Origin of the sequence: Streptomyces sp. NPDC005706, from assembly GCF_040631045.1 — a bacterium.
Lineage (GTDB): Bacteria > Actinomycetota > Actinomycetes > Streptomycetales > Streptomycetaceae > Streptomyces.
In genome coordinates this window covers 66,078-89,030 of record NZ_JBEXYS010000002.1, presented here as the reverse complement: position 1 = coordinate 89,030, position 22,953 = coordinate 66,078, and the positions used below count along the sequence as shown (strand labels likewise).

Here is a 22,953-nt window from a genome sequence, read left to right as displayed (position 1 = left end):
CAAGTCCCTTTTGTCGCGCCACATCAGGCGGTGTCCGGTATCGGCAGCGGCCGCTTCTCGATCGCCGCCGCCATCACCTCCGGGAACAGATCGGGTGTGCAGGCGAACGCCGGTGCGCCGAGCGCCGCGAGCGCCGCCGCGTGGTCCCGGTCGTACGCCGGTGCTCCTTCGTCCGACAGTGCGAGCAGGGTGACGAACTGGACCCCGGACGCCTTCATCGCGGCGACCCGCTTGAGCATCTCGGCGCGTATGCCGCCCTCGTACAGGTCGCTGATGAGCACGACCACCGTCTCGGCGGGCCGGGTGATCCGCTCCTGGCAGTAGGCGAGCGCCCGGTTGATGTCCGTGCCGCCGCCGAGCTGGGTGCCGAAGAGCACGTCGACCGGGTCGTCCAGCTGGTCGGTGAGGTCCACGACCGCCGTGTCGAAGACGACCAGCCGGGTGTCGATCGACCGCATCGAGGCCAGCACCGCCCCGAAGACGGACGCGTAGACCACGGACGCCGCCATCGAGCCCGACTGGTCGATGCAGAGGACGACCTCCTTCTTCACGGACTGCGCGGCCCGCCCGTATCCGATGAGCCGTTCCGGCACGATCGTGCGGTACTCGGGCAGGTAGTGCTTGAGGTTGGCCGCGATGGTGCGGTTCCAGTCGATGTCGTGGTGGCGCGGCCGGCTGACGCGCGCGCTGCGGTCGAGCGCGCCGGTGAGGGTGGCGCGGGTGCGGGCGGCGAGCCGCTTCTCCAGGTCCTCGACCACCTTGCGCACCACCGCCCGCGCCGTCTCCTTCGTCGTCTCCGGCATGGCCTTGTTGAGCGAGAGCAGGGTGCCGACCAGATGCACGTCGGCCTCGACCGCCTCCAGCATCTCCGGCTCCAGCAGCAGCGACGCGAGTCCCAGCCGGTCGATGGCGTCGCGCTGCATGACCTGGACGACGGAGGAGGGGAAGTAGGTGCGGATGTCGCCGAGCCAGCGGGCCACGGACGGCGCCGAGGCACCCAGGCCCGCCGAACGGTCCCGCCCGCCCCGCGGTCTGTCGCCCTTGCCGTACAGCGCCGCGAGCGTCCCGTCCATCGCCGCGTCCCGGCCGGACAGCGCGCACCCGGTGCCGTCGGCCTGGTCGCCGCCGAGCACCAGCCGCCAGCGCCGCAGCCGCTCCCGCGCCGGGTCGGCGGATTCCGTCAGCGGGGATTCGCCGGTCATGCGCCCACTCCCGTCAGGCAGTCGTCGTCGGTCCTCGTGGTGCAGCTGTCCGGGTCCGTGCCGAGCAGCAGCCGCAGCACCGGCAGCACGGCGTCGGCACGCGCGGTGTCCGGCTCGGCGGCGAAGCCGGGGACGGCCGCGGTCCGGGCGGTGCGGGCGGTGTCCGCTCCGGGTCCGCGGCGCACCAGTTCCCCGAGGGTTCTGCGCACGCCGGGCTCGTACGCCGAGAACGTGCGCCGCAGCAGCGGGAGCACGTCGGTGAAGGCGTCCGCGGGGACCCCGGTCAGCCAGGTGTCGACCAGGCCGAGCAGCCGTTCGTCGTGGACCAGCAGCATGCCCCCGCCGCCCCCGGCGAAGCCCTCGATCCAGGCCGCCGCGTCGGCGGGCGGGGTGCCCGGGGAGAGCACCAGGCCCATCAGCCGGGCCGCCTCCCCGGGCTCCAGCTCGCCGTCGTCCAGCAGCAGCCGCACGGCCCGCCCGCGGACGACGCCGGGCACGGTGTCCCGCGTGGCCAGCGTCCGCAGCACGGCGCGCCACCGGCCGCGCAGGTCCCCGTGTCCGGCGTCCGGCGTGCCGGCCAGGGTCTCCACGAGGAGGCCCACGGCCGTGTGCACGGCGTCCACATGGCCGCGCATCTCCTGAGCCGCGTCCGCGTCCAGGGCGGCGCAGGCCGGCGGCAGGCCGACGAACACCCGCTCCGCGAGGCCCGCGGCGACGCCGGCCAGGGCTCCGGTGCCGGTGCCGCGCACGTCGCCGTAGCGCAGGGAGCGGACCAGGGCCGGCAGGGCCTGGGCGAGATGGCCGACGTCCGTGTCGAGGGCCGCGCGGTCGGCGAGCGCCCGCATCACCACGGGCAGCGCGTCCGGCAGCCCGGCGAGCAGGCACTGCCCGGCGAGGGCGGTGACGTCGGCGAGGGCCCGCGCGGCGAGCGCGTCGGCCTCCGCCTTCGCCGTGGCCGCGGCGAGCACGGTCGTGCCCCACACCCCCGCCTCGGCGACCCGGACCGACAGCTCCGGCTCCCACCGCAGCCGCCAGGTCTCCCGGAAGGTTCCGGTGCTGCCCCGGGACTCGGCCGGCTCGCCCCAGCCGACCCCGAGCAGGCGCAGCCGGTGCAGCAGCCTGCCGCGGCCGGCGTCGGTGTCCTTGCGCAGGTCGAGCTCCAGCTCCCGCTCCAGCGCCTCCGGCTTCAGCCGCAGCCTGCGCTGCTCCCGGGCGAGGTCGCGCTGCAGGGGCACCGCGGGCGCCGCATCCGGCACCTCGCCCAGCAGGTCGCCGACCACCAGCCGGTCGTGCACCAGCGCCAGCGGTACGTCGGACCCGTCGCACATCACCGCGCGGACGGCGTCGGTGGTCTCGCTCAGGCCCGGCAGCGGGCGGCCGCGCATCGCCGCGAGGGTGACGGCCAGCCGTACCGCCTCGATGACGTGCGCGGAGGACACCATCCGGTCCTCCTCGCGCAGCAGCCCCGCCACCTTGGTCAGCCAGCGCTCGACCGGCCGGTCCGGTGCCCGGAACAGATGCCCGTACCAGCCCGGCGAGTCGATTCCGGCGCCGTAGCCGCTCGACCGGGCCAGCCGGCGGTGCGTCCACGGCACCCAGGTCAGGTCGGCCCTGACCTTGGGCAGGCCCTTGAGCAGTGCCCGGTCGGCGGTGACGGTGGTCCGCTCCCGCAGCGCGGGCACGTGCCACGCGCCGCACACGACGGCCACCGCGGGGCCGAACTCCTTGCGCGCGGCCCGCATCCGGAGCCGCATGTGGGCCTCCCGCACCAGGTCACGCGGTCTGCCCCCGACGCCGTACCGCTCCCGCAGCGCGGCCATGGCCTCCTCCAGGGCGGCGAACGGCGTGAAGGGATCGCGGGGCCCGGCACCCCGGTGCTCGACGACGTCCTCCCACCAGCGCTCGGGATCGTCGTGACCGGCGGCCCCGGCGAGCACCGCGAGCGGGTCGACGCGCGGGTCGAGCTCCGCGCCCTCCCCACCCCCGGCGCCGGCCGGGGTGTCCGCCTCGGCGTCCCAGGCCAGCGTGTGCGCGGCCGGCAGGTCGATGAAGCGGGCCGGGACGCCGTGCTCGAGGGCCCAGCGGATCGCCACCCACTCGGGGCTGAACTCCGCCATGGGCCAGAACGCCGAGCGGCCGGGCTCGTCCACGGCGTGGGCGAGCAGGGCGACCGGGGGCCGCAGGTCCGGATCGGCGGCCAGCTCGATCAGCGGGTCGGCCTCGGGCGGCCCCTCGACGAGTACCGCGCCGGGCCGGGCGGCGTCCAGGGCGGCCCGCACCGCGCGCGCCGATCCGGGCCCGTGGTGCCGCACGCCCAGCAGCAGCGGCCCGGAGCCGTACGCGCCGTCCCGGTCGGCGGTGTCGCTCACGCGCTCACCTCCCGGCAGGCCCGGTAGAAGTCCTTCCAGCCGTCGCGCTCGCGCACGACCGTCTCCAGGTACTCCTGCCAGATCACCCGGTCGGCCGCGGGGTCGCGGACGACGGCGCCGAGGATGCCGGCGGCGACATCGCCCGCGCGCAGCACACCGTCACCGAAATGGGCCGCAAGAGCCAGGCCGTTGGTCACGACGGAGATCGCCTCGGCCGTGGACAGCGTGCCGCTCGGCGACTTCAGCTTCGTGCGGCCGTCGGCGGTCACGCCGTCGCGCAGCTCACGGAAGACGGTCACCACCCGGCGGATCTCGTCGATGCCGTCGGGCGCGGCGGGCAGGTCGAGGGAGCGGCCGATCTGGTCCACGCGCCGGCTGACGATGTCGACCTCGGCGTCGGCGCTCTCCGGCAGCGGCAGCACCACGGTGTTGAAGCGGCGGCGCAGGGCGCTGGAGAGGTCGTTGACGCCGCGGTCGCGGTCGTTGGCGGTGGCGATGAGGTTGAAGCCGCGGACCGCCTGCACCTCCTGGCCCAGCTCCGGGATCGGCAGCGTCTTCTCGGACAGGATCGTGATCAGGGTGTCCTGGACGTCGGCCGGGATACGGGTCAGCTCCTCCACCCGGGCCGTCGTCCCCTCGGCCATCGCCCGCATGACGGGGCTGGGCACGAGGGCGTCCCGGCTGGGGCCGTGGGCGAGGAGCCGCGCGTAGTTCCAGCCGTAGCGGATGGCCTCCTCGGGCGTGCCCGCCGTGCCCTGCACCAGCAGGGTCGAGTCGCCGCTCACGGCCGCCGCGAGATGCTCCGACACCCAGGTCTTGGCCGTGCCGGGCACGCCGAGCAGGAGCAGGGCGCGGTCGGTGGCGAGGGTGGTGACGGCGACCTCGACGATGCGGCGCGGGCCCACGTACTTCGGCGTGATCACGGCGCCGTCCGGCAGGGTGCCGCCGAGCAGGTAGGTCGCCACCGCCCACGGCGACAGTTTCCAGCGGGCCGGGCGCGGGCGGTCGTCCTGGGCGGCGAGCGCGGCGAGTTCGGCGGCGAAGGCGTGCTCGGCATGCGGTCGCAACGCCTGCTCGTCCTGGTCTCCGCTCGCGTCGACGGACATCGGTTCCACGGACACAGACATGGCTGAGGCCCCCTCCAGCTCGGCCGGTTCGGATCTGGGACCAACCGTGCACCACGCCACTGACAATCGCTCTGACCTGTACGAACGCGCTCGCGGGGCCGATTGTCAGTGGGGGGACCTACCGTCGTTTCCATGACTGAGCAGGGGGTGCGCTGGACCGCGGACCAGGTGCTGGCTCTGGCGTCTGACGCCGCGTCACGCAAGGCGGGGAGCAGACTGGGCACGGCCGGACCGTGGTCCGGTGCGGGGAGCGGAGAGGGGACGGTGTGGGGGCTGTGCAAGGGCAGCGGCAGCAGGCCGTACCAGACGGTGGTGGACCTCGCGGACGCCACCGGCCCCGGATACAGGTGCAGTTGTCCGAGCCGTAAGTTCCCGTGCAAGCACGCCCTCGGCCTGCTCCTGCTGTGGGCGGAGGGGGACGGCTCGGTACCGGTGGCGGCCGAGCCGCCGGACTGGGCCGGGCAGTGGCTCTCGGGGCGGCGCGAGCGCGCGGAGGGAAGACGCGCCGGGGGGGACGGTGGTGCCGCGTCCGGGTCCGCCGATCCGGAGGCGGCGCGTCGGCGGGCGGAGCGCCGCGCCGAGCGGGTCACGGCGGGCACGACCGAACTGGAGCAGCGCCTGGCGGACCTGCTGCGCGGCGGTCTTGCCGCGGCCGAGCAGGCGGGGTACGGCCTGTGGGACGAGACGGCGGCCCGCATGGTCGACGCACAGGCACCGGGACTCGCGGCGCGCGTACGGGAGTTGGGGGCGATACCGGCCTCCGGTCCGGGCTGGCCGGCGCGGTTGCTGGAGGAGAGTGCCCTGCTGCACCTCCTCGACCAGGGCTGGCTGCGCCGTGACCGGCTGCCGGACGCCCTCGCGGCCACGGTCCGCTCCCGGCTCGGTCTGCCCGCGGCACCGGACGGCCCGCCGCTGCGCGACCGCTGGCTGGTTCTGGCGCAGTACGACACGTCCGACGCGAAACTGACGACGCGCCGGATATGGCTGCACGGCGCCGACTCGGGCCTGACCCGGCTGTTGCTCTCCTACGGCGCGGCCGGCCGGGCACCGGAGCTGTCGCTGCCGGTCGGTCTCGCGCTGGACGCGGACCTGTCCCGATTCCCCGGCGCCGGTCAGGTACGGGCGGCCCTGGGCGAGCAGTACGCCCCGCCCGCCCCCACCGCGCTGCGCCCGTCCGGTGGGACCACCGCCGAGGCCGCGGCGCACTACGGCGAGGCCCTGCGCGGGGACCCCTGGCTGGATTCGGTCCCGGTCACGCTGGACCGGGTCGTACCCGCCCAGGACCCGGAGTCGGGCGGCGCCTGGCAGCTGGCCGACGCGGAGGACGACTCGGCGCTGCCGCTCACCGAGGCGTTCCGTACCCGCCCGGGCCTGTGGCGCCTGGTCGCCCTGTCCGGCGGCGCCCCCGTGCGGGTCTTCGGCGAGTGCGGCCACCGCGGCTTCACCCCGCTGACGGCGTGGCCCGAGGGCCCGGGCGAGCCGGTGACGCTGTGCTGACCGGACCCGACGGCCCGGGAAAGAACGGGGCGGCGCCCTCAGCGATGGAAGGGGAAGGAGACGTCATGGACGGAACGCCGGCCACGCGGAACGGCGAGGTGCCCTGGGAGGAACTGGTCACCACCGCCCTGCTCGGCACCGACCGGCGGCCCCCGGCGGCCGCCGCCGGGCGGGAGGCCCCGGTAGCACTGCTGGACGCCGCCGCCGTGGCGACCGTGCGGCGCCGGGCGGGTCTGCGGCCCGGGCGGGCCGCGCGGCGGCCGGAGCCCGCCCCGGAGGACCTGCGTCCGGCGCTGCCGGCGGCCGCGGCCCGCAGGCTCGCCGCGCTGCTGGCCGACCGCTCCGGCGGCGCGGGCGGCGGCCGGCGGGGCAGTTCGCCGGACCTCATGGAACTGCTCCCGCAGTGGCTGGCGGCGGCGGGCGCCCACGGCTACGCGGCCCCGGCCCAGGCACTGCCCGCGCTGCTGGACGCCGCCCGGGGCCGCACCGACCTGCGCCCGGCGGCGCTGGCGTTCGCCGGACCGCGGGCGCTGTGGCTGGCCCGGTTCAACCCCGACTGGCGGTTCGCCCTGCGCGCGGCGCCGGGCGGCGGGACGGCGCTGCCCGACGCCGGGGACGGTGAGGCGGTGCGACGGCTCTGGCAGGAGGGTCTGTTCGCCGAGCGGGTCGCGCTGCTGGGCGCGCTGCGGGCCGGTACGCCCGCCGTCGCACGGGAGCTGCTGGAGGGGACCTGGCCGACGGAGCGGGCGGAGGACCGTCTGATGTTCCTCGACTCGCTGCGCGCGGGCCTGTCGGCCGAGGACGAGCCGTTCCTCGAGCGGGCGCTGGGCGACCGCAGCCGCAATGTCCGGGCGACGGCGGCGGAACTGCTGTCGTCGCTGCCCGGTTCGGCGCTCGCCGGGCGCATGGCGGGGCGGGCCGCGGCATGTGTGGCCGTGGACCGCACGGCTGACTCGCCCACGCTCGTCGTGGAGGCGCCGCACGAGTGCGACCCGGGCATGGAGCGGGACGGTGTGGCGGCCAAGCCCCCCACCGGTAGGGGGGAACGGTCCTGGTGGCTGGCCCAGTTGGTGGAGGCGGCCCCGCTGGGGACCTGGCCGGGGCGGCTCGGCGGCCGCACTCCGGAGCAGATCGTGGCGCTGCCGGTGGCCGACGGCTGGCAGGGCGAGCTGCACGCCGCGTGGTGCCGGGCTGCGGTACGGCAGCGGGACGCCGAGTGGTCCAGGGCGCTGCTCGGCTCACCGTCGGCGCCCGAGGCCGGCGGGCCCGGGGCGGTGTCCCTGGCCGAGCGGGCAAAGCTGCTGGCCGCGCTCGACGCCGGTGAACGGGCCGAGTGGGTGGCGGGATTCATCGCGACACACGGCCTGTCGGAGGCGTTCCAGTTGCTCGGGGTGTGCGCGGTGCCCTGGGCCGCCCCGCTCGGCCGGGCCGTGGTGGACGCCCTCGACATCGCGCGGGACGCGGGCAGTTATCCCTGGAGCTTCAGCGGGGTCATGGGACTGGCCGAGCGGTGCCTGGATCCGGCGGAGGCCGCCCGCCTCGACGGCCTGCTGGCGATACCCGACGAGCGGGAGGACGCCGCACCGGGCGCCGGCGGGTACTGGGCGGAGGCGTTCCAGCGGCTCGTCACCACCCTGCGGCTGCGGGCGGCGATGGCCGGGGAACTGGCGCCGGACGGACCGCCGGGGCCGCCCGGGGTCTGAGACCAGGAGCCATTCACATGCGAAAGGCTCCGGGGACGACACCCCGGAGCCGTATGACACCCGCGTCCGCGGCGGCTCCGGCTCAGGAAGCGGCCGGCTGTCGCACGTTCTCCCGTACCCACTCCACGATCGCCCCGGTCGTCGCTCCCGGCGTGAAGATCCCCGCGACGCCCTTCTCCTTCAGCGGCGCGATGTCCTCCTCCGGGATGATGCCGCCGCCGAAGACGAGGATGTCCTCGGCGTCGCGCTCCTTGAGGAGATCGATGACGGCGGCGAAGAGGGTGTTGTGGGCACCCGAGAGGATCGACAGGCCGATCGCGTCGGCGTCCTCCTGGATCGCGGTGTCGACGATCTGCTCCGGCGTCTGGTGGAGTCCGGTGTAGATGACCTCCATGCCGGCGTCGCGCAGCGCACGCGCGATGACCTTGGCCCCGCGATCGTGGCCGTCGAGCCCCGGCTTGGCCACAACCACGCGGATCGGACCGGCTGCCACACCCATCACTGCCTCCATCAGACGACCCCGGAAGCGATCGCTTCCGTCCGTAACGACAAGTACCGCACTTTTGGCGCGTTCCGCCACCCGTCGCGAAGTGAACGAACGTTATCTCCAGCATCCCGCAACCGGCAGTTTTACGGTGCGCGGGGAGGGGGAAATCACATGGTGGGACATGAGGGCACGCGGGGGACCGAGCCGCCCCCCACGTGCCGACTGGAGGTCGGCCAATGAAGGTCACCGGGGTACTGCCGCTCGTCCTCCCGCTCTACCGGCGCCTGTGGCCCGGCAGACTGGTCGATCTCTCCATGACCCTGCTCAAGGCGACCGCACTGGAAGCGGCCATCCTGGCCGGGCATCTGCTGCTGTACCCGACCGGCCTCACCCAGGAGCGCCGCGGCCCCGCGCCCTCCGCCCAGGCCCAGGACGGCACCGCCCGGCTGCCGGACAGGCCCGGACCGCCGGTCGTGCTGCTGCACGGCTTCATCGACAACCGCTCCGTCTTCGTCCTGCTGCGCCGCAGCCTCGCGCGCAGCGGCCGCCAGCGCGTGGAGTCGCTCAACTACTCTCCGTTGACCTGCGACATACGTATCGCCGCCGAACTGCTGGGCCGGCATGTCGAGGAGATCTGCGAGCGCACCGGCAGCACCCAGGTCGACATCGTGGGCCACAGCCTCGGCGGCCTCATCGCGCGCTACTACGCACAGTGCCTGGGCGGTGACACAAGGGTGCGCACGCTGGTCACCCTCGGCACCCCGCACTGCGGGACCCGGGCCGTACCCCTGGCGAGCGCGCACCCGATCGTGCGGCAGATGCGGCCCGGCTCCGAGGTGATCGAGGAGCTGACCAGGCCGGCACCCGGCTGCCGCACCCGGTTCGTCAGCTTCTGGAGCGACCTGGACTCCGTGATGGACCCCCTGGAATCCGCCTGTATCGACCACCCTGACCTGGAGGTCCGCAACGTCCGGGTGACGGGCATCGGGCATCTCGCGCTGCCGGTGCACCCCGCCGTGGCGTCCGGGATACGCGAGGCCCTCGAGGCCACGCCCGTCGGGAACCCGCTCACCGACGGCGTGACGGTGGCGTGAGGGAGGCCGTCCGGAGGGGTGGTCCGGGGCCGCGCACGGGCGTGACACAGCCGCTCCACAGGTGACACAGCGTCATCCGACATCGAACAACTCTCGAACACAAAGCCAAACTCGCGTCCACGGTCCCCCGAATCACGGCCGAATGCCCGTTTCCGGCCCACGCGAAACCGGCCGACGATTGTCGCGCCCGCGTACCGCCGGGTACAGTCACCGCACTGCTCTGGCAGCCACCGTTGTCGAGGCGAAAGAGAAGTTGGTGAACGATCGTCACCCGTCGGGGACCATGACCACCCCGGCCCCGGCTTCCGACGCCTCCACCGGGCACTACGCGTACGGAACGCAGGAAGCCCAGTACGACGACCTCACCACGTACGGCGGCTACGACGCCACGGGTTTCACGGTCGGTACCGGCGAGACCGGCGCTTTCGCCGCCGACCCGCTCTTCGGCAGCCTCCCGGGCGACGGGCAGCACACCGGCGCCTACGACAGCACGCAGTGGCAGACCGGTACGGGCCAGTTCACGCAGTACGACCCGTACGCGGCCCAGCACCACACGGCCTACGACACGGGTGGGTACGACACCACCGCCTGGACGGTTCCGGCGCAGGCCACGGGCAACGACGTCAGCGGCCAGTGGGACGCGAACACCTGGCTGCAGCACGACCAGTCCGCCGGCGCCGACCACACCCAGCAGTGGCAGTGGGGCACCCAGACCTATGACACCGGCGTGTACGACGCCACGCAGTGGAACTCCGACGGCACACCCGTGCGGCACGACCCGCTCGCGGCACCGCACGACCAGCCGGCCGAGTCCTTCGACCAGGTCTCCGGGACGGCCGAGTACGGCGAGTACGGCGAGGGCGTCGACTACACCGAGGCCGGCGAATACGGCGGTGCCGCCGAGTTCGGTGAGTACGCCGAGCCCGTCGGGTCCGGGGACGCCGCCGCCGAGGACCACGGGACCGGCGACACGGGCGAGCTGCCCGCCGCAGGGGTTCTGCTCGACGACCAGGAGGAGTCCGTTCCGGTCCCGGCCCCCCGCTCGGGCTCCCGCGGCGCGGCGCGTTCCCGGCGCCGTACTCCCCCCAAGCGCTCCGCGCTGCTGACCATCGCCGTGCCGTCGGCCTGTGTGATGGGGGTCGCCGGCATCGCCGCCGCCTCCGTCGGCGGCCTGACCGACGACGGCAAGGAGACCTCCGCCACCGCGTCGGACGCGCAGTCGGTGAAGCCGTCCGTCGCCAACAGCAAGCTGGACTCCCAGCTCCGGACCCTCTCCGCCGGTGCCGACGACTTCGCCGACCGGGCCAGCCGTACGCAGGAACGCATCGACCTCAAGAACCAGCAGGAACTGCAGAAGAAGAAGGCCGCCGCCGAGGCCGCGCTCAAGGAGCGGCTGCGGCCCAAGTTCGCGATCCCGGTCATGCAGAAGGGGCTCAGCGCCTACTTCGGTCAGGCCGGTGTGAACTGGATGTCCGTGCACACGGGCATCGACTTCCCGGTTTCGTACGGCACCACGGTGATGGCCGCGACCGACGGCGTCGTCTCCACCAAGTGGAACAGCGCCTACGGCAACATGATGATCGTGACGGCGAAGGACGGCACGGAGACCTGGTACTGCCACCTCTCCAGCTACCGTGTCGCCTCCGGTACGGCCGTCAAGGCCGGCCAGCCGGTCGCCTACTCCGGCAACTCCGGCAACTCCACCGGCCCACACCTGCACTTCGAGGTCCGGCCGGCCGGCGGGGCGGCCATAGACCCACTGCCGTGGCTGCGAAGCCACGGGCTGGACCCGAGCTGAGACTCGAAGAGACGGACGAACGACAGGAGCCCCGCCCGACCGGCGGGGCTCCTGTCCGTCCGGGGGCTGCCCGGCGGGTCGTCCAGAGCTGCGTCTAGAGCTTCTCGACGGGCGCGTACCGCAGCAGCAGCCGCTTCGGCTTGGTGTCCCCGAAGTCGATCGTCGCCTCTGCGTTGCCGCCGGTGCCCTTGACCGCGACGACCGTGCCGAGACCGAACTGATCGTGCGTGACCCGGTCCCCGACGGCCAGTGCGACCACCGGCTTCTCGGCCGAGCGCCGGGTGGCGAACCCGGACGCGCCCGACGCCGCGGAGCGGGAGCGGGAGGAGGACAGCGACGCCGCCACCCCGGCGGCGGGCCCGGAGGACACCGGCGCCATCGCTCCGGTCCGCTTCCACTCCAGGTGGGTGGCCGGGATCTCCTCCAGGAAGCGCGAGGGCGGGTTGTACGACGGCTGGCCCCAGGCGCTGCGCATCGCGGACCGCGTGAGGTACAGCCGCTCCCGCGCGCGGGTGATGCCCACGTACGCCAGGCGCCGTTCCTCCTCCAGCTCCTTGGTCTGGCCGAGGGCGCGCATGTGCGGGAAGACGCCGTCCTCCATGCCGGTCAGGAAGACGACCGGGAACTCCAGGCCCTTGGCGGTGTGGAGGGTCATCAGGGTGATGACGCCGTCGCCGTCCTCCTCGTCCGGGATCTGGTCGGAGTCGGCGACCAGCGCGACCTGCTCCAGGAAGTCGGCGAGCGTGCCCGCCTCGCCCTCCGCTCGCTCCTGCTCGAACTCCAGGGCCACGGCCGCGAGTTCCTGGAGGTTCTCGATGCGGGTCTCGTCCTGGGGGTCGGTGGAGTTCTGCAACTCGGCCAGATAACCCGTGCGTTCGAGTATGGCCTCCAGCACGGTCGCCGGTCCGGCACCGGACTCCACGATGGTCCGCAGGTCCTCCATCAGCGTGTTGAACCGCTTGACCGCGTTGGTGGAGCGCGCGGCCATGCCGTAGGCCTCGTCCACGCGCTTGAGCGCCTGCGGGAAGCTGATCTTCTCGCGCTGCGACAGGGCGTCGATCATCGCCTCGGCACGCTCGCCGATGCCGCGCTTGGGCACGTTGAGGATCCGGCGCAGCGGCACCGAGTCCTCGGGGTTGGCGAGGACACGCAGGTAGGCGAGGACGTCCCGGACTTCCTTGCGCTCGTAGAAGCGGACGCCGCCGACGACCTTGTACGGCAGGCCGACGCGGATGAAGACCTCTTCGAAGACTCGGGACTGGGCGTTGGTGCGGTAGAAGACGGCGACGTCTCCGGCCTTCGCCTCGCGCGCGTCGGTGAGGCGGTCTATCTCGTCGGCGACGAACTGAGCCTCGTCGTGCTCGGTGTCGGCGACGTATCCGGTGATCCGCGCGCCCTGGCCGGCGTTGGTCCACAGGTTCTTCGGGCGGCGGGACTCGTTGCGCTCGATGACCGCGTTGGCGGCGGACAGGATGGTCTGCGTGGAGCGGTAGTTCTGCTCCAGCAGGATCGTCGTCGCGTTCGGGTAGTCCTCCTCGAACTGGAGGATGTTGCGGATCGTCGCACCCCGGAAGGCGTAGATCGACTGGTCCGCGTCACCCACCACGCAGAGTTCGGCGGGCGGCAGGTCGGACTCGCCGGGCGGTACGTCCTCGTCATGCTGCCCGGTGCCCACCAGTTCTCGTACGAGGGCGTACTGGGCGTGGTTGGTGTCCTGGTACTCGTCGACCATGACGTGCCGGAACCGGCGGCGGTAGTGCTCGGCGACGTCCGGGAAGGCGCGCAGCAGGTTGACCGTCGTCATGATCAGGTCGTCGAAGTCCAGCGCGTTGGCCTCGCGCAGCCGTGACTGGTAGAGCGCGTAGGCCTGGGCGAGGGTCTTCTCGAAGCCGTCGGTGGCCTGGGCGGCGAAGTCCTCCTCGTCGATCAGCTCGTTCTTCAGGTTGCTGATCTTGGCGCTGAAGGACTTCGGCGGGAAGCGCTTGGGGTCGAGGTCTAGGTCGCGGCAGACCAGGGACATCAGGCGCTTGGAGTCGGCGGCGTCGTAGATCGAGAACGACGACGTGAAGCCGAGCCTCTTGGACTCGCGCCGCAGGATGCGCACGCACGCGCTGTGGAAGGTCATCACCCACATCGCGCCGGCGCGCGGGCCGACGAGCTGCTCGACCCGCTCCTTCATCTCGCCCGCGGCCTTGTTGGTGAAGGTGATCGCGAGGATCTGGCCCGGGTGCACGTTCCGCGCGGCGAGGAGGTGGGCGATGCGGTGGGTGAGCACGCGGGTCTTCCCGGAGCCCGCGCCGGCCACGATGAGCAGCGGCGAGTCGGCGTGGACGACCGCGGCGCGCTGGTTGTCGTTCAGCCCCCGCAGCAGCGCGTCCGGGTCGATCACGGGACGCGGGGCGCCGTCGCGGTAGTGGGTGTCCCGGTCCGGCGGCACGTCGAACTTCCCGCCGAACAGATCGTCCGGAAGGGGCTCCGGAGCGTGATCGTCCTCGGGCGGCGGCGGGGGCTCCTCCGCGTGCCCGCGAGGGGCCTGGAGGTCCGCCAGGAAGCTGTCGTCAAAGAGGCTGCTCATCGCTCTACGAGTTTAGGGGCCCGCACCGACAACCGGTCCCGGCACCGGAAAGTCGGCACCCGTGAGGTCCGCGACACGACACGGCAGCGGCGCGTCGGCCATCGCGCCACGGCTGCGGCCGAACTCCTCACACTGCGAAAGCACCTTGTCACGCCCGTATGAAACTGGCCCCGGGTCACGGAAATGTATCGGACATATGGCACAGCAACCTTCACAGGAGTCACACGAGTTGGCTAGGTTGCCGTCAGGCCGCACGACCCCTACCGGCGAACCTCGCCGGGCCGCGCGGCCTCCGCCGAGTCCGGTGCGCCCCTTCGCGGCGACCGGAGCCGGGGACCCACCGATCCTGGGGTGAATCGGCCGACTCCCGCCCGGGACGACGCCGTAGGGCAACCCTTCCGAACCACCCGCCCGAACCCGACAGCTAACCCGGTAGGCGGCACGTTGGAAGGAGTCGCCACCCTTGGCGTCGCACCGCAAGCCGGGTCCCCCGGGAACCCGCGGGACGGGCATCCGCACCCCCGTCCTGGCCACTGCCGCACTCACCTCCGTGGCCGTCCTGTCCCAGACGGCCGGGGCCGCTTCGGCCTCCGCCTCCTCCGCGGGCGACGGCAGGCCGAGCGTGGAGGAGGTCGAGAAGAAGATCGACGAGCTGTACCGCAGGGCGGACCCGGAGGAGGAAGCCGCGGCCGCGCAGCGGGCTCGCGCCGAGGCCCCGCGCGCGGAGGCCGTCCGGCGTCCGGGCCTGTTCACGAAGGCCCGCGAGGGGCTGGCCCCGTTCGCCGCCGCTCCCGAGACGGCCGGCTCGCTGCTCGCGGAGTACCCGGACGACCACTTCGCCCAGAACCGGCTGATGAACCGGCTGGCCTCCCGGGTGAAGGGCGCGGCCGGGCGCGGGAAGACTCCCAGGGCCCCCGAGGCGCCGGCCGCCGCACAGTACGACGTGAAGACGGCCAAGGCGGCCGTCCAGCACAAGCTCACAACCGCGCGCGAGCTGCTGTACCGGCTGACGGCTCCGGTCCCGGATCAGGCTCCGCCTCCTGCTCCGGTCCCGGTCGTGGATCCGGCTTCGGCTTCGCTCCTTGCCCCGGACCCGGCTCTGACTTCGGTCCCGGCTCCGCCCTCGGCCGTGGCCCCGCACTCGGTCCTGGCCCCGCACTCGGCTCCGGCTCCGTCTTCGGTCCCGGCCCGGGCCCCGGAGCGGCCGCGGTCCGCGGCGCGGCCGGTGAGCGTGCCGCCCGTCGCCCCGCCGGCCCCCGTCACCAAGGCCGAGAAGGCGATCGCCTTCGCCCGCGCCCAGATCGGCAAGCCGTACGTCTCAGGTGCCAGCGGGCCAGGCTCCTACGACTGCTCCGGCCTCACCCAGGCCGCCTGGAAGGCCGCCGGCGTCACCCTGCCGCGTGCCGCGCGTGACCAGGCCGGCATGGGCGCCGCGATCCCGCTCGCCGAGGCGCGCCCAGGTGACCTGGTCTTCTTCCACGACGACAGCAGCCACGTGGGCCTGTGCACGGGAGCAGGGACGATGATCCATGCCCCGCGCCCCGGTGCGTATGTGCGCGAGGAGCCGGTCCACCTGGCGGGCGAGTCGGTCGTTCACCGGGTGGTGCGGCCGGCCTGACGGTGCTCTTTTCGGGCTCCACGCGCGCGTGCCCCGCGAGCGCCGGCGCCGCCGCTCCCTAGCATCGGGCGCATGCCCATGCCCGGCTTCTCCGGTCTGCGTACGTGGTGGGCGGGGCGTCCGCCGGCGGCGGGGGCCGCCGTCATGGCGAGCGGCATCGTGTCGGTTGGCCTGCATCTGACCGGTCCCGAGACGGTGTCGCTCGTCTTCCTGTGGCTGGCCTGCCTCGCCTGGCTGGCGCTCGCCGCCGACTTCGCCGTACGGCTGGTGACGCAGCGGCCGCGTTGGCTGGCCGAGGCGAAGAGCCCCGGCGCGCTCTCCGCGGTCGCCGCCACGACGGTGGTCGGCACCCGGTTCTCGCTGCTCGGCCGGCAGACCCTGGCCGAGGCCGCCCTGGCACTGGCGGTCCTGCTGTGGCCGGTGCTGCTGCTTCTCGTCGTACGCCACTGGGGGCGGCGCATGCCGGGGGCGGTGTTCCTGTGTTGTGTGGCCACACAGGGGCTCGCGGTGCTGGCGGCCACCCTGGCCGCGGCGGAGACGACGGCATGGCTCGCGCGCGCCGCGCTGCTGCTGTTCTGGCTGGGCCTGGTCCTCTACGGCCTGGCGCTCGCGCGCTTCGATCCCCGTCAGGTGCTGGAGGGTGCCGGGGACCACTGGATCGCGGGCGGGGCGCTCGCCATCTCGGCGCTGGCCGGGGCGAAACTGCTCGCCGCCGACAGTGCGCGGCTGTATCTGTGGAACGACGACGACCGGGGCGTGCTGCGCGATGTCACGGTCACGCTGCTGGCGCTGGACCTGGCGTGCTGCGTGGTCCTGCTGGCCGCCGAGGTGGCCCGGCCGCGGCTGCGCTTCGACGTGCGGCGCTGGTCGACGGTGTTCCCGCTGGGTATGACGGCGTCGTCGACCCTGTCGGTCGCGGCGGTCCTGAACATCGGGTGGCTGCGGAGTCCGGGCCAGGTACTTGTGTGGCTGGCGGTGGCGGTGTGGCTGGCGGTCGCGGCCGGCGCGGTGCTCGCGGCCCGCGCCGGCCTCGTCAGGGCGCGTCAGGGCGCGCTGAGCCTCAGGTCCACAGCACGGCGATGAAGATGTTCGCCATGGTCAGCGCTCCGACGAGTCCGAAGACGCGCTTGTCCACCTTCTCCTCGTCGCGCTGGACGTAGACCAGTCCGAGGATGACGATCAGCAGGGCCAGCTTCACGCCGATCTTGAAGGTGTTGACGTGGTGGCCGTCGGCCTCGTTGAGCCCGACGAGGGCCACGCCGGTGACCAGCATGGTGAACGCGCCGTGCAGCATCCCGGGGACGAACCGGGCCGTGCCCTGGCCCATCGCCTTCATCTGGGTGAGGAAACCGCCAAGCAGCGCGGCGATACCGATGATGTGCAGGCCGACGAGGAGATGGATGAGTACGTCCATGACCAGGAGCCTATGAGGGAGTCCCGGACGGCCGGTCACCGGGCCCGCCCCACGGCGCCGCCCCTCGCGGGGGATCTTGCATATATGCGCCGCATAGCACCACACGGCCCCCGCGGGCCCCTCAATGCACGCTTCGGTCACTACGCAGCGTGAAGGCGGCAGCCATGGCCCGGCAATGCGATCACAGAGGCGTACGTCCCGGTCCGTCTCGGCCACTTCCGTACAGTGCGTTACCAACCTGTCACAGTCCGGCCTAGCGTCCTCCCCCAGGTGACCGGCTTCCCACCGCCGCCCGGGCCAGGGGCGGCCGCCGGCCACCTCCGCCGAGAAAGGTCCGGCGGCGGCCCGTTCCCCTGTGCGGGCCGCCGCCGGACACCCCTACCGCTCGGCCGCAGAGGTCCCATGGAAGGACGTGACGGTCCAGGTGGCAGCCCACCGCAAGCCCCGACAGCGCTCGCTCGGCGGCAACACGGCCCGCACGGCCGTCACCCTCGCCCTGGCGGGCGCGGCCACCGCGACGGCCTTCGAGGGGACGGGCAACGCCGAACCGCAGCTGACGCCGACCCAGGTGAAGGCCAAGGTCGACAAGCTGTACCAGGAGGCGGAGAGCGCCACCGAGAAGTACAACGGGTCGAAGGAGCGGGCGGACGCGGCCCAGCGGCGGCTGAACTCGCTGCGGGACGAGGCCGCCCGCAGGCAGCAGAAGCTCAACACGGCACGTGACGCGCTCGGTTCGCTGGCGGCGGCGCAGTACCGCGACGGCGCCATCGACCCCTCCTGGCAGCTGGCGCTGTCCAGCGCCCCGGACCGGTACCTGGACGGAGCCGCGTTCGCGGAGCGGGCGAGCGACCGGCAGGCCGGGACGGTGGCCCGGGTGCGGGAACAGCTCCGCCAGATCGAGCAGTTGCGCGGCGCCGCCCGCGTCGAGCTGAAGTCACTGCGGTCGCGGCAGGCGGAGGTACGACGGCACAAGCAGACCGTCACCGCGAAGCTCGGGGAGGCGCGCAGGCTGCTGGCCCGGCTCACTCCCCCGGAGCGGTCACGGATCGCCGCTGACGGCACCGCCGCCGGGCACGCCTCGCGCTCCGCCTCGGACACCCGGGCGGCCCTGGAGCAAGCGGGGTCCGCCGCCGCCTCCGGCTCCCGTGCGGCCGCGGCCGTCGCCTACGCCTACCAGAAGCTCGGCAGCCCCTACGTGTGGGGCGCTACGGGGCCCAGCGCCTTCGACTGCTCGGGGCTGGTGCAGGCCGCCTACCGCTCCGCGGGCGTCTCCCTGCCCCGCACCACCTACGCGCAGATCAACGCGGGCCGGCGAGTGCCCCGGTCCCAGCTCCAACCCGGCGACCTGGTCTTCTTCTACTCCGGCATCAGCCATGTCGGCATCTACATCGGCAACGGCCGGATGATCCACGCCCCGAACCCGTCGGCACCGGTCCGGGTGGCCCCCGTCGACGAGATGCCGTTCGCGGGGGCGACCCGGGTGGGGTGAGGGCGCCGCGGCGGGTCAGACCAGCCGGCGTGCCGTGGCCCAGCGGGTCAGCTCGTGGCGGTTGGAGAGCTGGAGCTTGCGCAGGACCGCCGAGACATGGGACTCGACCGTCTTGACCGAGATGAAGAGCTGCTTGGCGATCTCCTTGTAGGCGTAGCCGCGGGCGATCAGGCGCAGTACCTCCCGTTCGCGCTGGGTGAGGCGGTCCAGATCCTCGTCGACCGGCGGGGCGTCGGTGGAGGCGAAGGCGTCCAGGACGAACCCGGCAAGGCGGGGCGAGAAGACGGCGTCGCCCTCCTGCACCCGGAAGACCGAGTCGACCAGGTCGGTGCCGGTGATGGTCTTGGTGACGTAGCCGCGGGCGCCGCCGCGGATCACGCCGATCACGTCCTCCGCGGCGTCGGAGACGGACAGCGCGAGGAAGCGGACGGGCCGCTCGGCGTCCGCCATCAACGCGGCGCACCGGCGCAGCACTTCGACACCACCACCGCCCGGCAGGTGGACGTCGAGCAGGACCACCTCGGGCCGGGTGGCGGTGATGACCGAGACCGCCTGGTCGACGTCGGCGGCCTCGCCGACCACCTCGACCCCGGTCTCGGCGGTCTGCCCGATCTCGGCCTGCACGCCGGTGCGGAACATACGGTGGTCGTCCACGAGCACCACGCGCACATGCCGCTTCCCGGCCGGGCCGGACCCGGCCGGCTCCGCCGCTCCCGCCGTACCGTTCGCCTCGGTCGCGTCGCTCATGACGTCTTCTCCGCCCTCTCCATCTCCAGTTCGACCTCCGTGCCGCCGTCCGGCACCGCCCGCAGCCGGGCCGTGCCGCCGTTGCGCTCCATGCGGCCGATGATCGATTCTCTGACACCCATGCGGTCGGCGGGTATCGAGTCGAGGTCGAAACCCGGGCCGCGGTCGCGGACCGACACGAACACCGTCCTCCCCTCGACCTCGGCGTAGACCTGCACGGCGCCGCCCTCGCCACCGTACTTGGCGGCGTTGACCATCGCCTCGCGCGCGGCCTGCATCTGCGCCCCGGTCCGTTCGTCGAGCGGGCAGTCGCCGACCACGACGACCTCTATGGGCACGCCGTGCTTGTCCTCCACCTCGGCGGCGCTGCGCCGCACCGCCTCGGCGACCGTGTCGGGCTCGTCCGCCTCGTCCTTGCCGGTGCCCTCGGGCTTGTACAGCCAGGTGCGCAGGTCGCGTTCCTGGGCCCGGGCCAGGCGGCGCACCTCGCCGGCGTTGTCGGCGTTGCGCTGGATCAGGGTGAGGGTGTGCAGCACGGAGTCGTGGACGTGGGCGGCGACTTCGGCCCGCTCCTGGGCGCGGATACGCATCAGGCGTTCCTCGGACAGGTCCTGGGTCATCCGGACCAGGTAGGGGCCGGCGAGCAGGGTGATGCCGACGAGGACGGCGAGCGCGGCCTGGAGGACCGCGCCGAGGTGGGCGGCCGAGCCCTGCATGACGAAGATGGCGGAGACGCCGGCGGTGACCAGCAGGACGCCGACGCCCGCGCGGAGCAGGGTGAGCGTGCGCCGGCGGCTGCCGACCTCGACCCAGCGGGCCCGCCGGGCGTTGTCCGCCTGGCGCCAGACGAGGGCGACACCGGCCGCGACCAGCACGGCGGGCAGCAGGTACGCCTTGGCCCCGTTGGTCAGGTTGACGCTGCCCACGAAGACCATGGACACGATGACCATGAGGAGCAGGGCGACGATCTGCCCCTTGTCCGGCTTGCGGGCCACCAGTCTGCGGCGGCCCTCCGGCGAGGTCTCGGTGCCGACCAGCGGCGGCTTGTGGCCGCCGACGCCGCCCACCCCGAGCGGGACGAAGAACCAGAACGCGGCGTACAGCAACGCGCCCAGTCCGTTGGCCATGAACAGGCCGACGAAGGCGAGCCGGACCCAGATGACCGGCAGGCCGAGATGCCCGGCGAGGCCCCGCGCCACTCCGCCGAGCCAGCGGCCGTCGCTGCTGCGGTAGAGCTTGCGCGGTGGCCGCGGGTCGTCGAGGGGCAGTGCTGCGGCTTCCGGCATGCCATCGATATTCACACGGGTGCGGGGGCGGAGCATCAGGGTCCGCCCCCTAGACTCCCCTGATCTCCGGGCCGGCGGTCCGCGGCGGCCTGCCGGCCCGTGCCGAACGCCTCCCCGCGATCTCTCCGGGCCGATCTCAGGGTTCGCCCAGGGTCATCCCGACTGCCCTCGCGGCGGACGGACCGTCACCATGGACACATGACGGATCACGAGCACGCCGCGACGGGTCCGGGACCCGGTCCCGGCCCGCGCCCGGCCCCGGGCACCGGGCCGGCGGATGCCGCGCCCGCCGCGACGGGAGGGACTGGAGCGACCGGAGCGGACGGAGCCACCGGCACCGGCACCGCGGGGCGGACGACGACAGCGGAGCGGAAGACGGAGCGGAGGGCGGAGGAGCAGGACACCGCCGAGGCCCCCGGCCGCCTCCGGCGCGACCGCCGGCACAAGGTGATCGCGGGTGTGTGCGCGGGGCTCGGACGGCAGGCCGACATGGACCCCGTGATCTTCCGGATCACCCTGGCCGTGCTCTCCGCGACCGGCGGCATCGGTCTCATCTTCTACGGCTTCGCCTGGCTGCTCGTGCCGTACGAGGAGGAAGAGGAGAACGAGGTCCGCAAGCTGCTGACCGGACGGGTCGACGGACAGGCGCTGGCCGCCGTGCTGTTCGCCCTGGTCGGCTGCGGGATCTTCCTGACCATGCTGAAGAACGGCGGGGTACTCGCCTTCGCCGTGGTGCTCTCCCTGCTGCTGGCCGGCGCCGGGTACTGGTCACGGCACCGCGGTGCCCCCGACCCCGATCCGCTCGCCGCGCAGGCCGCGGCCGACGCCCCGCCGGAGGCCAAGGCGCCGCCGGTCATCGCCATTCACCACGCCTCCTGGTGGCGGGACCCGATCGTCAAGGACGGCACCCATGTCGGCGGCACCGGGTATCTGTGGGGCCCTCCCGACGCCCGCGACCGGGACATCGCCCCCGTCGACCTGGGCATCGGCCTCCCCTGGACCCACCCCGGCGCCTCACAGCCGACGCGGACGGAGCCGCCGAGACCACGCGGCCCGCGCTGGATCGGCGGCTGGGTGTTCCTGTCCGCCCTGCTGGCCGGCGGACTGGGCACCGGGCTGACCTGGGACACGCGCCCACTGGGCACCAGCCTCCAGACCGGCCTGGCCTGGGCGCTGGTGGCCTTCGGCCTCGGCATCGCGGTCAGCGCGTTCCTGGGCCGGACGGGGGCCGGGTCGATGTTCCTGGCGATCGTCACCGCGGGGCTGCTGGCGGGCGCCACGGCCCTGCCGAAGGACATAGCGACCCACTGGAACCGGACGTCCTGGAGACCGGCCGCGACGGCGGACGTGCGGCCCGCCTACTCCGTGGGCACCGGTGTCGGCACCCTGGACCTGACCCGCGTGCACCCCGGCAGGGGGCGGACGGTGACCACCGACGCGCAGGTGGGCGCCGGGCAGCTGAAGGTGATCGTGCCGCGGGACACGACCGTGAAGATGAGCATCGACGTGGGCGTGGGCGACATCCGGTTGCCCGGTGACAGCAGGAAGGACGTGGACGTGAAGCCGGGCAGGCACCAGGAGGTGACCCTGTCACCGGTCGGCTCCGGAAAGAAGGCCGGCACGCTCGAGCTGGATCTCCGGGTGGGCGTCGGACAGGTGGAGGTCAGCGATGCTGCGTCATGAGTTCCAGCCGGGGAAGCTGGTCGCCGGTCTCTTCCTCGCCGCCGCCGGCGGGCTCTACGCCGGCGACGCGGCCGGACTGTGGGACACCCAGTGGTTCCTGATCGTCCCGCTGGTGGTGGGCGGACTCTGCCTGGCCGGCGCCGGTACGGCGGCGGCGCGGGGCGTACGCAGACGGCAGGCCGCGCGCAGTGGTCAGCGGTAGCCGCCCGCCCTGGCTCGTCGGCGCGACCTGAGGGCCGCGTCGAGGGAGAGGTAGGGCGCACCGGCGAGGACGAGGGGCAGCCAGGCCATCAGGTAGGCGAGGTCGTTGCCGTAGTAGTACGGCGTCGAGGCCCAGCTCACGGTCAGCCACAGGCTGAGCGAGATCAGCGCGCCGCCGAGGGCCGCCAGCCGGCCGAGCAGTCCGAGCAGGGTGCCGATGCCGACGGCGAGCTCGCCGAGGGCGATGGCGAAGCCGAAGCCGACCGGGTTCTTGAGTGCCAGGTCGATCAGGGCCGGAAGGGCGGCGGAGCCGCGGGCGGCGCGCATGGTGTCGCCGATCGACCCGGCGCCGCCGGACTTGAGGAAGGCGCTGTCGGTGATCTTGTTCAGGCCGGCGTAGACGAAGGTCACGCCGAGGAAGACGCGAAGCGGAAGGAGGGCGTACCGGGTGGCCGTGTCCCGCCAGCCGCGCATGCCGTTCAGATCGGAGGTGTATGTGTCCGTCCGAATACCCTGAGTCATCGCTGCCAGCCGCCTTTCACCCGCCGTGCCGGACCCCTCAATCGACGATACGTATGACAAGCGGGAACCGTTCAATCCTCTGCGGGACGCTTTCACCGCTTTTACCGACTTCCGACCTTCGGATTAGAGCGGATGGCCGGG

Annotated in this window: 18 protein-coding genes and 1 riboswitch; of the genes, 9 read left to right on the top strand and 9 right to left on the bottom strand. The window is 73.4% G+C overall.

Annotation, left to right across the window (positions count from 1 at the left end):
• Positions 1 to 23: 23 nt before the first annotated feature.
• The 3 genes from ABZ478_RS04005 to ABZ478_RS03995 are packed head-to-tail and all read right to left on the bottom strand — an operon-like array spanning position 24 to position 4,698.
• Complete coding sequence (locus ABZ478_RS04005) at positions 24 to 1,202, bottom strand: VWA domain-containing protein (RefSeq protein WP_359545137.1); 1,179 nt, start codon at positions 1,200 to 1,202, stop codon at positions 24 to 26.
• On the bottom strand, positions 1,199 to 3,571 hold the full coding sequence (locus ABZ478_RS04000; protein ID WP_359545136.1) for a DUF5682 family protein: 2,373 nt from the start codon (positions 3,569 to 3,571) through the stop codon (positions 1,199 to 1,201). The genes ABZ478_RS04005 and ABZ478_RS04000 overlap by 4 nt, the downstream gene beginning before the upstream one ends.
• Positions 3,568 to 4,698 carry an AAA family ATPase gene (locus ABZ478_RS03995; protein ID WP_359545133.1) on the bottom strand — a complete coding sequence of 377 codons (1,131 nt, stop codon included), beginning with the start codon at positions 4,696 to 4,698 and terminating at the stop codon, positions 3,568 to 3,570. The genes ABZ478_RS04000 and ABZ478_RS03995 overlap by 4 nt, the downstream gene beginning before the upstream one ends.
• 132 nt (positions 4,699 to 4,830) lie before the next feature.
• On the opposite strand from ABZ478_RS03995, the gene ABZ478_RS03990 reads away from it, so the two are divergent.
• Together ABZ478_RS03990 and ABZ478_RS03985 are read left to right on the top strand one after the other, a co-directional pair.
• On the top strand, positions 4,831 to 6,195 hold the full coding sequence (locus tag ABZ478_RS03990) for an SWIM zinc finger family protein (protein WP_359545132.1): 1,365 nt from the start codon (positions 4,831 to 4,833) through the stop codon (positions 6,193 to 6,195).
• Between the two features lie 65 nt (positions 6,196 to 6,260).
• On the top strand, positions 6,261 to 7,898 hold the full coding sequence (locus tag ABZ478_RS03985; protein ID WP_359545130.1) for a DUF5691 domain-containing protein: 1,638 nt from the start codon (positions 6,261 to 6,263) through the stop codon (positions 7,896 to 7,898).
• An 82-nt stretch (positions 7,899 to 7,980) separates the two neighbouring features.
• Here ABZ478_RS03985 and ABZ478_RS03980 read toward each other — a convergent pair whose 3' ends face one another.
• Entirely contained in the window at positions 7,981 to 8,397 is a 417-nt protein-coding gene (locus ABZ478_RS03980; RefSeq protein ID WP_358935494.1) for a cobalamin B12-binding domain-containing protein, read from the bottom strand.
• 224 nt (positions 8,398 to 8,621) lie between these two features.
• Between ABZ478_RS03980 and ABZ478_RS03975 the strand changes: the two genes are divergently transcribed.
• Both ABZ478_RS03975 and ABZ478_RS03970 read left to right on the top strand, forming a co-directional pair.
• Positions 8,622 to 9,479 carry an alpha/beta fold hydrolase gene (locus ABZ478_RS03975; protein WP_359545129.1) on the top strand — a complete coding sequence of 286 codons (858 nt, stop codon included), beginning with the start codon at positions 8,622 to 8,624 and terminating at the stop codon, positions 9,477 to 9,479.
• 256 nt (positions 9,480 to 9,735) lie between these two features.
• Positions 9,736 to 11,277: a M23 family metallopeptidase gene (locus ABZ478_RS03970; RefSeq protein WP_359545127.1), complete on the top strand. Its 1,542-nt coding sequence runs from the start codon at positions 9,736 to 9,738 to the stop codon at positions 11,275 to 11,277.
• Positions 11,278 to 11,371: 94 nt separating this feature from the next.
• On the opposite strand, the gene pcrA is transcribed toward ABZ478_RS03970, so the two are convergent.
• A complete protein-coding gene (gene pcrA / locus ABZ478_RS03965; protein ID WP_359545125.1) occupies positions 11,372 to 13,852 on the bottom strand; it encodes a DNA helicase PcrA in 2,481 nt (826 codons plus the stop codon).
• 283 nt (positions 13,853 to 14,135) lie between these two features.
• Positions 14,136 to 14,308, top strand: a riboswitch (cyclic di-AMP (ydaO/yuaA leader).
• A 7-nt stretch (positions 14,309 to 14,315) separates the two neighbouring features.
• Here pcrA and ABZ478_RS03960 point away from each other — a divergent pair.
• Both ABZ478_RS03960 and ABZ478_RS03955 read left to right on the top strand, forming a co-directional pair.
• Positions 14,316 to 15,470 (top strand): C40 family peptidase, encoded by a 1,155-nt coding sequence (locus ABZ478_RS03960; protein ID WP_359545123.1) that lies wholly within the window; start codon positions 14,316 to 14,318, stop codon positions 15,468 to 15,470.
• Between the two features lie 78 nt (positions 15,471 to 15,548).
• A complete protein-coding gene (locus ABZ478_RS03955; RefSeq protein WP_359545868.1) occupies positions 15,549 to 16,553 on the top strand; it encodes a hypothetical protein in 1,005 nt (334 codons plus the stop codon).
• Here the strand turns inward: ABZ478_RS03955 and ABZ478_RS03950 are convergent.
• Positions 16,531 to 16,884: a hypothetical protein gene (locus ABZ478_RS03950; protein WP_358935334.1), complete on the bottom strand. Its 354-nt coding sequence runs from the start codon at positions 16,882 to 16,884 to the stop codon at positions 16,531 to 16,533. The two genes, ABZ478_RS03955 and ABZ478_RS03950, sit on opposite strands and share 23 nt — an antisense overlap.
• A gap of 424 nt (positions 16,885 to 17,308) precedes the next feature.
• On the opposite strand from ABZ478_RS03950, the gene ABZ478_RS03945 reads away from it, so the two are divergent.
• Positions 17,309 to 18,373, top strand: coding sequence for an NlpC/P60 family protein (locus ABZ478_RS03945; RefSeq protein WP_359545866.1), 1,065 nt, complete (start codon positions 17,309 to 17,311; stop codon positions 18,371 to 18,373).
• A gap of 15 nt (positions 18,374 to 18,388) precedes the next feature.
• Here the strand turns inward: ABZ478_RS03945 and ABZ478_RS03940 are convergent, their stop codons facing one another.
• Entirely contained in the window at positions 18,389 to 19,120 is a 732-nt protein-coding gene (locus ABZ478_RS03940; RefSeq protein ID WP_359545122.1) for a response regulator transcription factor, read from the bottom strand.
• Positions 19,117 to 20,406 carry a PspC domain-containing protein gene (locus ABZ478_RS03935; RefSeq protein ID WP_359545120.1) on the bottom strand — a complete coding sequence of 430 codons (1,290 nt, stop codon included), beginning with the start codon at positions 20,404 to 20,406 and terminating at the stop codon, positions 19,117 to 19,119. Before ABZ478_RS03935 ends, ABZ478_RS03940 begins: the two co-directional genes overlap by 4 nt.
• 198 nt (positions 20,407 to 20,604) lie before the next feature.
• Here ABZ478_RS03935 and ABZ478_RS03930 point away from each other — a divergent pair, with 198 nt between their 5' ends.
• Entirely contained in the window at positions 20,605 to 22,089 is a 1,485-nt protein-coding gene (locus ABZ478_RS03930; protein ID WP_359545118.1) for a PspC domain-containing protein, read from the top strand.
• On the top strand, positions 22,076 to 22,291 hold the full coding sequence (locus tag ABZ478_RS03925) for a hypothetical protein (protein WP_359545116.1): 216 nt from the start codon (positions 22,076 to 22,078) through the stop codon (positions 22,289 to 22,291). Before ABZ478_RS03930 ends, ABZ478_RS03925 begins: the two co-directional genes overlap by 14 nt.
• Here the strand turns inward: ABZ478_RS03925 and ABZ478_RS03920 are convergent.
• Positions 22,282 to 22,812 (bottom strand): TQO small subunit DoxD, encoded by a 531-nt coding sequence (locus ABZ478_RS03920; RefSeq protein WP_358935344.1) that lies wholly within the window; start codon positions 22,810 to 22,812, stop codon positions 22,282 to 22,284. The genes ABZ478_RS03925 and ABZ478_RS03920 overlap by 10 nt on opposite strands.
• Positions 22,813 to 22,953 lie beyond the last annotated feature (141 nt).

What these genes read in the sequence shown, in the direction of transcription:
- ABZ478_RS04005 (WP_359545137.1), bottom strand. Translation starts at nt 1,202, where the DNA reads ATGACCGGCGAATCCCCGCTGACGGAATCCGCCGACCCGGCGCGGGAG.
- ABZ478_RS03995 (WP_359545133.1), bottom strand. Translation starts at nt 4,698, where the DNA reads ATGTCTGTGTCCGTGGAACCGATGTCCGTCGACGCGAGCGGAGACCAG.
- ABZ478_RS03990 (WP_359545132.1), top strand. Translation starts at nt 4,831, where the DNA reads ATGACTGAGCAGGGGGTGCGCTGGACCGCGGACCAGGTGCTGGCTCTG.
- ABZ478_RS03985 (WP_359545130.1), top strand. Translation starts at nt 6,261, where the DNA reads ATGGACGGAACGCCGGCCACGCGGAACGGCGAGGTGCCCTGGGAGGAA.
- ABZ478_RS03980 (WP_358935494.1), bottom strand. Translation starts at nt 8,397, where the DNA reads ATGGGTGTGGCAGCCGGTCCGATCCGCGTGGTTGTGGCCAAGCCGGGG.
- ABZ478_RS03975 (WP_359545129.1), top strand. Translation starts at nt 8,622, where the DNA reads ATGAAGGTCACCGGGGTACTGCCGCTCGTCCTCCCGCTCTACCGGCGC.
- pcrA (WP_359545125.1), bottom strand. Translation starts at nt 13,852, where the DNA reads ATGAGCAGCCTCTTTGACGACAGCTTCCTGGCGGACCTCCAGGCCCCT.
- ABZ478_RS03955 (WP_359545868.1), top strand. Translation starts at nt 15,549, where the DNA reads ATGCCCGGCTTCTCCGGTCTGCGTACGTGGTGGGCGGGGCGTCCGCCG.
- ABZ478_RS03950 (WP_358935334.1), bottom strand. Translation starts at nt 16,884, where the DNA reads ATGGACGTACTCATCCATCTCCTCGTCGGCCTGCACATCATCGGTATC.
- ABZ478_RS03940 (WP_359545122.1), bottom strand. Translation starts at nt 19,120, where the DNA reads ATGAGCGACGCGACCGAGGCGAACGGTACGGCGGGAGCGGCGGAGCCG.
- ABZ478_RS03935 (WP_359545120.1), bottom strand. Translation starts at nt 20,406, where the DNA reads ATGCCGGAAGCCGCAGCACTGCCCCTCGACGACCCGCGGCCACCGCGC.
- ABZ478_RS03930 (WP_359545118.1), top strand. Translation starts at nt 20,605, where the DNA reads ATGACGGATCACGAGCACGCCGCGACGGGTCCGGGACCCGGTCCCGGC.
- ABZ478_RS03925 (WP_359545116.1), top strand. Translation starts at nt 22,076, where the DNA reads ATGCTGCGTCATGAGTTCCAGCCGGGGAAGCTGGTCGCCGGTCTCTTC.
- ABZ478_RS03920 (WP_358935344.1), bottom strand. Translation starts at nt 22,812, where the DNA reads ATGACTCAGGGTATTCGGACGGACACATACACCTCCGATCTGAACGGC.